This is a genomic window from Microcystis sp. M_OC_Ca_00000000_C217Col, assembly GCF_007095585.1.
GTDB classification, from domain to species: domain Bacteria; phylum Cyanobacteriota; class Cyanobacteriia; order Cyanobacteriales; family Microcystaceae; genus Microcystis; species Microcystis panniformis.
This window is the reverse complement of sequence record NZ_SFBV01000132.1, coordinates 1-9,867: the sequence shown is the minus strand read 5'-3', so window position 1 is coordinate 9,867 and position 9,867 is coordinate 1. Positions and strand designations below refer to the sequence as shown.

Genomic DNA, 9,867 nt, shown 5'->3' with positions numbered 1-9,867 from the left:
TCTTCAGTTGAACCCGGGGATGGGGATGATGAAATCTTTCATAATACAGTGAGTTCTTTTCTTCTTCCGTGAATTCTAGGTTAATCATGTTTTTAATGAGTGCTTTGCTTCTAATTATGGCTCTTAAACTATATTATTGTCCTTGAGTAAAAAATGCAAGTTGCAGCCGTGCAAAGTATACTTAAGAACAAAACTATACCCATAAGCTATCAGCCATTGGCTAAAGTCTGACCACAACCTCCTCAGCAGTCAAGCAGAATCGGATCAAAAATATTTTGTCAATCTGTTTTTCCTACCAAAGAAAAAGCTTTTTGTCAAGCATACAAAAGAACTACATTTTTCAGGAAAATCAAGAATTTTTTCCAGAAAATGTCAGCCAAAACACTGTTTTTAGGGAACAAAATAATCCTGGCTATACCATATATAGAGTGATAAGATTATTTAACACGCTAGATGTTGTGTTTTCCCAGAAAATCTGATAGAATACTCTAGTACAAATAGATTAATTTGTCAAATTTTTTAACGCCGCAATTTCCTAATTATGCAATCAAAGCCCTTGACTACTACCGTCTCCATTCACAAAAATAACGAAGTAATACCCTTTCGTTCTACCCCTTTAGCTAATATGGGCAGCCATGGAATTAGAGTGATTCGGCGCGATGGTTCCACCACAAGCTTAAATATCGGCAAAATTCGCGACGTGGTAGAGTGGGCTTGTGAAGGCAAAAAAGTCAATTCAATCGCCTTAGAAGCGGGTTTAACCACGCGCCTGCGGGATGGGATTACCACCAGGGAAATACAGGATAATTTAATTAATTGCGCCCTAGAAATGTGTAGTCCCGAGGAACCGGATTGGCGCTATGTGGCGGGAAGATTGCATATTTGGAGTCTGTGGAAAGATACCTTAGTAGTCCGGGGTTATCAGTACGGAAATTACGAGAAAACTGTCAAAACTCAAGTTAAAAATCGGCTGTACGACGAAAGGATTCTCATCTATTCCGAAGCAGAATTAAAAGAAGCCGGTTCTTGGATTAATCCCGATTGGGACATCGATTATGATTACGCAGGGGCATTGTTAATCACTAGCCGTTATTTACTCAAAAATGAGTTACCCCAAGAGGCATTATTAACCTGTTCCCTACTGCTTGCCACTGTGGAAGAACCGGCTAATAGACTCCACTGGGCGAAGAAATTTTATCAAGGGATTGCTCAAAGAAAAATCTCTCTTGCCACCCCAATTTTAGCCAATTTACGCACTCCCAAAGGTTCCTTAACCAGTTGTTTTATCCTCTCCATTGACGACAGTTTAGAAAGCATTTTCGACGAGATTACTAATGCTGCCCGCATCTCAAAAAATGGTGGCGGTGTCGGGGTGAATGTGAGTAGAATTCGCGCCACTGGTAGCTGGGTAATGGGGAAAGCTAATGCTTCCGGGGGGATTATTCCTTGGATTAAATTACTCAACGATACAGCTATTGCAGTAAATCAGGGGGGAAGACGCGCCGGGGCAGTAACTATCGGTGTTGACATCTGGCATTTAGATGTGCCAGAATTTCTGGAAATGCAGACAGAAAACGGTGATCAAAGACGTAAAGCTTATGATGTTTTTCCCCAATTAGTTATCACCGATGAATTCATGCGTCGGGTGATAAATAAAGCCGAGTGGACATTAGTAGATCCCTACGAAGTTCGCAATAAATTAGGTATAGAATTAGCGGAACTATGGGGGGAAGAATTTGAAGAGGCCTATCGTTTAGTAGAAGCTAATTTAGATCAAGAGATTCTCCTCTATAAAAAAATCAATGCCCGGGACTTATTTAAAAGTATCATGCGTTCCCAAGTAGAAACAGGAATGCCCTACATTGCCTTCAAAGATACCATCAATCGCGCTAATCCTAATAAGCACGATGGCTATATCCCCGGTGTAAATTTATGCGTCGCGGGAGAAACAAAAATTCTCACTGACCGAGGACAAATAGCAATCGCTGATTTGGTGGGGGAATATGTTAATGTCTGGAATGGATTGGAGTGGTCAGAAGTATTAGTTAAAAAGACTGGAGAAAACCAGCCTTTATTAAAGGTCAATTTCTCTAACGGAGAGGCATTAGAATGTACTTACTACCATAAGTTTTACGTTCAGAAGAACTACAAGGGAACCGTGGAAATTGTGGAGGCAAAAGACCTCAAACAAGGAGATAAATTAATTAAATACCAGCTGCCTCTCATCCAGTCAGAAAATGATCTTGACTTTCCCTACGCCTACACCGCAGGATTCTTTTCTGGAGATGGGAGTTACGGAAACAATGGAATGCCAGAAGTTGACCTATACGGAGTTAAAAAAGAGTTACTTCCCTTATTGGCTATTCGTAACAAATATCGGGGAAATGGCTCTATTGAAAAAGGTACTTTTTGGAGAAAAGAAACCGATATCCTAGGGGTATATCATGACAGTAAACAAGATCGGATCGTCTGTAAACTCCCGTTAGATATTCCCAGTAAATTTACAGTTCCTCTCAATGGTTACACAATTAAATCTCGTTTAGAATGGTTAGCTGGTTTACTTGATGCCGATGGAACAGTTGCCCGCAATGGTTCTAACGAGTCTCTCCAGATTGCTGCTGTTAACCGGCAATTTTTGCTCGATATTCGCCTAATGTTACAGACTTTAGGAGTTGATTCCAAAGTTACTTTTATGGATGACGGTGGCTATAAATTGATGCCAAATGGAAAGGGAAATTATCAAGAATATCTCTGTCAACCAAAATATCGTTTACTGATTAATTCTGTCGGACTATTTCAACTTGGTCAATTGGGACTTAAAACCCATCGCTTACAATGGACTTTAAAAGAACCCCAACGTTCGGCAACTCAGTTTATCCGCATTGAATCGGTAGAGTTAACCTGTCGTCGAGATGACACCTACTGTTTTACAGAACCCAAGCGTCATCTGGGAATGTTTAACGGCATTCTAACAGGACAATGCACCGAATCTTTCAGCAATGTCACCCCCGATAAAACTGCCCATTGTTGTAATTTAGTTAGCCTTAATTTAGCCAATATCGACAGGGAAGAAATCGAGTCTAATTGTCAAATCGCTGTCAGGATTCTCGACAATACCATCGATATCACTAATCCTCCCTTTGATAATGCTAAAAACCACAACGATAAATATCGCACTATTGGGGTAGGGGCGATGGGATTGGCTGACTGGTTAGCTAAACGGAAATTATCCTACAATAACCTGTCAGAAATTAGTAATTTATTTGAAGAAATTGGCTATTGGTGTACCTATTCCTCGATGGAATTAGCCAAAGAACGCGGTGCTTATCAAGCTTTCTTGGGTAGTGAATGGAGTCAAGGTAAATTAATCGGAGCAAAACCAGTGGCATGGTTTTTAAATAATGCGGTGCAACCGCAAAGATGGCAACAATTAGCCGAAGATATTCAACGATTTGGCATCCGTAATTCCCATATTACCGCCATTGCTCCTAATACTTCCTCCAGTTTGGTACAGGGATGTACCGCTAGTGTTTTGCCAGTTTATAGTCGCTTTTTCTACGATAAATGGGCAAAGGGAACCGTTCCCATCGCACCACCTTTTATTGAAGAAGCTTTCTGGTTTTATCCAGAGAATAAAAATCTCGAACAGCAGCAAGTGGTGAAAGCGATCGCTACTATGCAAGAATGGATCGATACGGGGATTTCTATGGAGTTATTATTCAACCTCAATGAAGGGGTTTATTTCCCCGAAGAACCCAACCGTTGTCTCACTGCCAAAGATATCTTTGATACCCTAGTTATGGCCTGGGAATTGGGGTGTAAAGCGATTTATTATATCCGTACCGTACAAAAGGACAATTTTCGAGAGTCTGACGATAGTTGTTCTAGTTGCGCTAATTAAGGTTAACTTCGGTGGGCAATGCCCACCTTAATTTTTTTACATCAAAGATTAGGACTGATAAAATGAGTTTTATTGATCACCTAATCACAGCTATGGATAAGACTTTATACGAACAGGATTACTATCTCTGGATAGAGAAAACCATATCTTTACTAGAAAATCATCAATTTTCCGATTTAGATTTAGATAATCTCATCGAGGAGATTAAAAGTATGGGTATCAAGGAAAAACATACCTTAACAAGTTTATTGACTAGAATAATCCAACATTTGCTGCAACTCGCTTATTGGCAATCGGAAAGCCAATATAATGCTAATCACTGGCAAGGAGAAATTACTATTTTTAGAATTGATTTATGGGAAGTTCTTGATGATAATCCAAGTTTAAAGTCCTATCTAGAGAATAGTTTTGATAAATGTTATCAGTCAGCCCTTCGTATCCTAGCTAGAAAAATGGGAGTAAAAATCAATACTTTGCCCAGGGAAAAAATTCTCACTCTTGCCCAAGCTTTGGATGATGATTGGTTTCCTGAATATGAGGATAATAATAATTGATGATTTGGTTGGATTATAGTTAACTAAGGTGAGGGACTATGGAAACGAACTTATACGAACAGGATTACTATCTTTGGTTAGAGAAAACCATATCTTTACTAGAAAATCGCCAGTTTTCTGAGTTGGATTTAGAAAATTTAATTGAAGAAATCAAAGATATGTCCAGAAGAGAACGTCAGCAGTTAGAGAGTTTACTAACTAAACTCTTGGAACATTTACTTAAATTAACTTATTGGCAATCTAAGCGCGATTACAATAAAAACAAGTGGCGACGGGAGATTTTAAATTTTCGCATTCAAATAAAAAGAATTATTAGCAACAAAAAGGATGGAACTTATAATACAAACTTAGCATCTTACCTCACCGAGATTCTTGAGCAATGTTATGAGGATGCTTGCCATCTATTCGTCGAAGGTTCTGGCATCGATAAAAGACTTTTAAGTGCTACACCTATTGGATCAATTGACCAAATTTTAGATGAAAATTGGTTTCCTGAGTTTCTCGGAGAGGATTAAGCAATGAAGAGTGATTTATACGAACAGGATTACTATCTCTGGATAGAGGAAACCAGATCTTTACTAGAAAATCATCAGTTTTCTGATTTGGATTTAGATAATCTCATCGAGGAGATTAGCGACATGGGCAAAAGTCAACGACAAAGCTTAAAGAGTTATTTAACTCGGTTATTAGAACATTTGCTAAAACTGGTTTACTGGCAGTCGGAATTAGAATATAATCAAAGAGGATGGAAAAATGAAATCCGTAACTTTCGCCTACAAATTAAACAAATTATTGAAGACAGTCCCAGTTTAAAGCCCTATCTATCGGAAATTTTCTCGTCCTGTTATCAAAATGCCCGTAAATTGTTTCTGGATTTATCTGGAATGGCTGAAAATTTGGTCAGTTTAGCTCCAATTTGCACTATAGAACAGGCGTTAAATGAAGATTGGTTTCCTGAAATATCAAAATAATGGGGATAATTATGGAAAGGAACTTATACGAAAAAGATTACTATCTCTGGTTAGAGAAAACCATATCTTTACTAGAAAATCATCAGTTTTCTGATTTAGATTTAGAGAATTTAATTGAAGAAATTAGCAGCATGGGTAAAAGCGAGAAACGAAGTTTAGAAAGTTATTTAACTCGCTTATTAGAACATTTGCTAAAACTGGTTTACTGGCAATCGGAATTAGAATATAATCAAAGAGGATGGAAAAATGAAATCAGGAATTTCCGTCGTGCCATAAAAAGAATTATTGCCGATAGTCCTAGTTTACAGCCTTATCTGATTGAAATTTTTGATAACTCTTTTCAAGAAGCTCGTATTTCTTTTATCGAATTATCGGGAATGGCTGAAAATTTGGTCAGTTTAGCTCCAATTTGCACTATAGAACAAGCTTTAAATGAGGATTGGTTTCCTGAAATATCAAAACAATGGGGATAATTATGGAAAAGAACTTATACGAAAAAGATTACTATCTCTGGTTAGAGAAAACCATTAATTTACTGGAAAATAATCAGTTTTCTGATTTAGATTTAGAAAATTTAATTGACGAAATAAAATCTATGTCTATCAATCAACAGAAAGCATTAAAAAGCAATCTGACTGTGATTTTATGGCATTTACTAAAATACTTACAAGAGCCAGAAAAACAAACCAGAAGCTGGGCATTAACCCTTTTTGAGCATCGAGAGAGAATCGAAGAAGATTTAGAAAATAGCCCTAGTCTTAAGAGTTTTTTAACAGAAGAAGATTTAAAAAAATGCTATAATAAAGCCAGAAAAAAAGCCGCTATTGAAACAGGGATAAACCTAGAGAAATTCCCGAAGAATTGCCCATTTACTTTGGCAGAAGCCCTAGATTTTGAATTTATCCCTAATCAAAACATTTGACTTTTTACCAAAAACCTACTATAACCTAGAAGTGCCATAAGATTCAAGTAATCATGTCCTTACATTTAGTTAATACTTGCCATTCGATGCCCATTTCCCCGATCTTCAATCCTGCGGGAGATGATGCGATCGAAAACCGTTCGATCTGGTTTGGTAACACCACCAACCTGATGCAGTTAAACGATGTCCGCTACACCTGGGCGGTGGGTTTATATCAACAAATGCGCGAAAATTTCTGGATCCCGCAACGCTTAGATATCACTCAAGACGTGACTGAATACGGGCATCTTACCGACGAAGAAAGATATGCTTATGATGGTATTTTGTCCTATCTAACTTTTCTTGATTCCGTGCAAACCTGTAATATTCCCCACCTCAAAGGTAGCGTCACTGCGCCAGAAATTAGTCTTTGTATGGCGGAACAAATTTCTCAAGAAGCCATGCACAATCAAAGTTATCAATACTTAATTGAAACGATTATTCCCTCGGATCGCAGAGGTGAAGTTTATGACTTTTGGCGCACCGATAAAGTTCTCAAAGATCGCTGTCAATTTATCGCTAGTCTCTACCAGCAATACATCGACAAACAAACTACTGAAAGCTATTTTATCGCTCTTCTTGCCGACTATTTACTGGAGAGTTTGTATTTTTATAACGGCTTTATCTTTTTCTATAATCTCGCTTCTCGACAGCTAATGTCTGGTAGCGCTGACGTTTTCAAAATGATCAACCGGGACGAATTAAGTCACGTCCGTTTGTATCAGAAACTTATTCCCGAAGCCATGGCAACTTTTTCCCATTCCGTTGAACAAATTTATGAGATGTTCGATAATGCGGTTAAACACGAATGTCGCTGGACAAATCACATTGTTGGCAACGACATTTTAGGTATTACCGAATACAGTACCGAACAGTACACCAAATACCTCGCTAATATTCGACTGAAAGCGATCGGACTTGAGCCTTTATACAGGGAAGAAAAGTATAACAAAAGTCCCTATAACCATCTGGAACGCTTCTCCGATACCAAAAAAGAAGGCCACACCAAAGCGAACTTTTTTGAAGCAACCGTGACCAGTTACGTTATGTCTTCTGGCTTAACTGGATGGGATGAAATTTAAAATTTACGGGACAAAAATGACCCAAATCATTACCATAAAGTGGCAATTTTGTCAAAAAATTGACAAAATTTAGCAGCCTTTATATAAAAGGAAGAAATTAGTGCTAATTTCTTCCTTTTTTTGCTTAGGTAATACGGTTCTTCGTTACTTGGTATGGTTCGATAGGGGGGCATAAATCGACTAAATCTTTATCTGGTAAGAGATTTAATTGATTAGTTCGCTCTAGAGCAAAAACAATTGACAAAAATCGCTAAATGCCTTTCTATATAAAGGTTCCATCCCTTATAACCCCCGTCCATTGCATAACACAAACCGAAGAACCGGTAATACTAAATCTGGTTATTAAAGACTGATTATTTATTCCCCCTCTTGCCCCTTGCCTTTTGCCTTTTGCCCTTTGCCTCTTGTATGAGTGCCTCTTGTATGAGTGCCTAAGTGGGTGGGTGGAATTAAATATAAAATGAACGTAGGTTGGGTTGAAGCATGAAACCCAACGCCCGCATAGTTTACGCTACCGCTAACCCATCCTACAAATAATTGTGCCTCCCTACTTAACCCGAACTGACCTGAGAAAATTATAAAACTAGAGATCATTTGCAAAAGTTGCCCTAGAATGAAAGCGTTGAAAAAGCCGAGCAATTACTGTATATTGCTGAAAAATTAACCAGAGATGACCAATACTACCGATAAACCGACCAACGATCTCTCAAAAATCTCCATGCGAGATTTAATGATCCAACTGAAAACATCTCCCGATGGTCTCACCACCAGTGAAGCAAAAAATCGCCTCAATAGCGACGGTTATAACGAGATTGCCGAGAAAAAAGTCAGCCCCCTGATCAAATTCCTTTCCTACTTTTGGAATCCCTTTTCCTGGATGATTGAAGCGGCGGTAATTTTTTCCGCTATCGTCGGTGATTGGGTGGACTTCGTGATTATCGCCATTCTACTGGTGGCTAACGGTTTGATCGGCTACTTCGAGGAAAAAACCGCCGGGGATGCGGTGGCTGCCTTGAAAGCGCAACTCGCCCTCAATGCCGATGCCAAAAGAGACGGCAAATTTGTTTCCGTCCCCGCTAGGGAATTAGTACCCGGAGACGTGATCCGGATCAAGATCGGCGATGTGCTGCCGGCCGATGCCCGACTGCTGCCGGGGGATCCCGTCAAAATCGACCAAGCTGCCCTAACGGGGGAATCCTTACCCGTGGATCGCAGTTCTGGCGAACAAGTGTACTCAGGTTCAGTGGTGAAAAAAGGTCAAGCTGAGGCCATAGTTAACGGGACCGGCAGTAATACCTTTTTCGGTCGTACCGCTAAACTGGTAGCCAGTACCGAAAACGTCAGCCATTTCCAGAAATCAGTCCTCAAAATCGGTGACTTTCTCATCGTCATTGCCCTGATTTTAATCGCTATTATCGTTGTTTACCGTCTTTATAACGGTATTGTCGATAAACAGGGCGTAGAAGTGATCCGCTTGCTGAAATTCTGTCTCGTTCTCACCATTGCTTCTGTTCCCGTCGCCTTGCCCACAGTTCTCTCCGTCAGTATGTCGGTAGGGGCAAAGGCACTAGCGGATAAAAACGCCGTGGTGACACGCTTGGCGGCGATCGAGGAACTAGCGGGCATGAATATGCTCTGTTCCGATAAAACCGGCACTCTCACCCTTAATCAGCTTAGTTTAGGCGATCCCTACACCCTGCCGGGGATCAGCGCCGACGATCTAATTCTCACCGCTTCCCTCGCTTCCCAAACTAGCGATGACGATCCGATCGATAAAACTATTCTCGCCGGTTTAAAAGATGCCACGGTACTCGATCGCTATCAAGTCACCCACTTTACCCCCTTCGATCCCGTCGCTAAACGCACCGAAGCCGATATTACCACCGCCGATGGTGAGACTTTTAAAACCAGTAAGGGCGCACCGCAGGTAATGCTCGATCTAGCCTACAATAAAGAGGAAATCGAAGGGACGGTGAATCAAATCATCGAAGATTACGCCAAAAAAGGCTATCGCGCCCTAGGAGTGGCAAAAACCAACCCCCAAGGTCAATGGCAATTCTTGGGCATTATTTCCCTATTCGATCCACCACGGGTTGATTCCCAATTAACCCTACAAACCGCCCTAAAATTAGGGGTTCCCGTCAAGATGATCACGGGGGATCAGGTGTTAATCGCTAAGGAAACCGCCCGACAATTGGGTTTAGGTAACAATATCCTCGATGCCAAAATTTTTCGGGAAGTCCCCCCCAATCAGCTAGGAACCCTCGTTGACATCCTCACCGCCGTAAAACGGACGGCGATTCCCAAACCTCACGATTTGGGTTTCTGCTTCTTTCCCGAAGGATTTTTCGCACCTGCCTTAACAGATTTACTCTGTTCTGGTCTTATGGTCGCTCTA

At 40.2% G+C, this 9,867-nt stretch carries 7 protein-coding genes and 1 pseudogene; all 8 read left to right on the top strand.

Going from position 1 to position 9,867, the window contains the following annotated elements:
• The first annotated feature begins 541 nt into the window (after window positions 1–541).
• A complete protein-coding gene (locus EWV66_RS07755; protein WP_287107247.1) occupies window positions 542–3,901 on the top strand; it encodes a ribonucleotide reductase barrel domain-containing protein in 3,360 nt (1,119 codons plus the stop codon).
• Window positions 3,902–3,963: 62 nt separating this feature from the next.
• A complete protein-coding gene (locus EWV66_RS07750) occupies window positions 3,964–4,455 on the top strand; it encodes a DUF29 domain-containing protein (RefSeq protein WP_081417905.1) in 492 nt (163 codons plus the stop codon).
• Between the two features lie 38 nt (window positions 4,456–4,493).
• Window positions 4,494–4,970, top strand: coding sequence for a DUF29 domain-containing protein (locus EWV66_RS07745; RefSeq protein ID WP_052276515.1), 477 nt, complete (start codon window positions 4,494–4,496; stop codon window positions 4,968–4,970).
• A 3-nt stretch (window positions 4,971–4,973) separates the two neighbouring features.
• Window positions 4,974–5,426: a DUF29 domain-containing protein gene (locus EWV66_RS07740; protein WP_052276516.1), complete on the top strand. Its 453-nt coding sequence runs from the start codon at window positions 4,974–4,976 to the stop codon at window positions 5,424–5,426.
• 11 nt (window positions 5,427–5,437) lie between these two features.
• Window positions 5,438–5,899, top strand: coding sequence for a DUF29 domain-containing protein (locus EWV66_RS07735; protein ID WP_287107248.1), 462 nt, complete (start codon window positions 5,438–5,440; stop codon window positions 5,897–5,899).
• A 2-nt stretch (window positions 5,900–5,901) separates the two neighbouring features.
• The gene (locus EWV66_RS07730) at window positions 5,902–6,348 is read left to right on the top strand and encodes a DUF29 domain-containing protein (RefSeq protein ID WP_052278441.1); all 447 of its coding nucleotides are present in this window, start codon (window positions 5,902–5,904) and stop codon (window positions 6,346–6,348) included.
• Between the two features lie 53 nt (window positions 6,349–6,401).
• A complete protein-coding gene (locus EWV66_RS07725; protein ID WP_287107249.1) occupies window positions 6,402–7,469 on the top strand; it encodes a ribonucleotide-diphosphate reductase subunit beta in 1,068 nt (355 codons plus the stop codon).
• 670 nt (window positions 7,470–8,139) lie between these two features.
• Window positions 8,140–9,708: pseudogene (locus EWV66_RS07720) on the top strand (plasma-membrane proton-efflux P-type ATPase); the annotation flags it as partial.
• Window positions 9,709–9,867: the final 159 nt, after the last annotated feature.

Bases quoted from the DNA above. Each gene is read 5' to 3' on its own strand.
- EWV66_RS07750 (WP_081417905.1), top strand. From the start codon at position 3,964: ATGAGTTTTATTGATCACCTAATCACAGCTATGGATAAGACTTTATAC.
- EWV66_RS07745 (WP_052276515.1), top strand. From the start codon at position 4,494: ATGGAAACGAACTTATACGAACAGGATTACTATCTTTGGTTAGAGAAA.
- EWV66_RS07735 (WP_287107248.1), top strand. From the start codon at position 5,438: ATGGAAAGGAACTTATACGAAAAAGATTACTATCTCTGGTTAGAGAAA.
- EWV66_RS07730 (WP_052278441.1), top strand. From the start codon at position 5,902: ATGGAAAAGAACTTATACGAAAAAGATTACTATCTCTGGTTAGAGAAA.
- EWV66_RS07740 (WP_052276516.1), top strand. From the start codon at position 4,974: ATGAAGAGTGATTTATACGAACAGGATTACTATCTCTGGATAGAGGAA.
- EWV66_RS07755 (WP_287107247.1), top strand. From the start codon at position 542: ATGCAATCAAAGCCCTTGACTACTACCGTCTCCATTCACAAAAATAAC.
- EWV66_RS07725 (WP_287107249.1), top strand. From the start codon at position 6,402: ATGTCCTTACATTTAGTTAATACTTGCCATTCGATGCCCATTTCCCCG.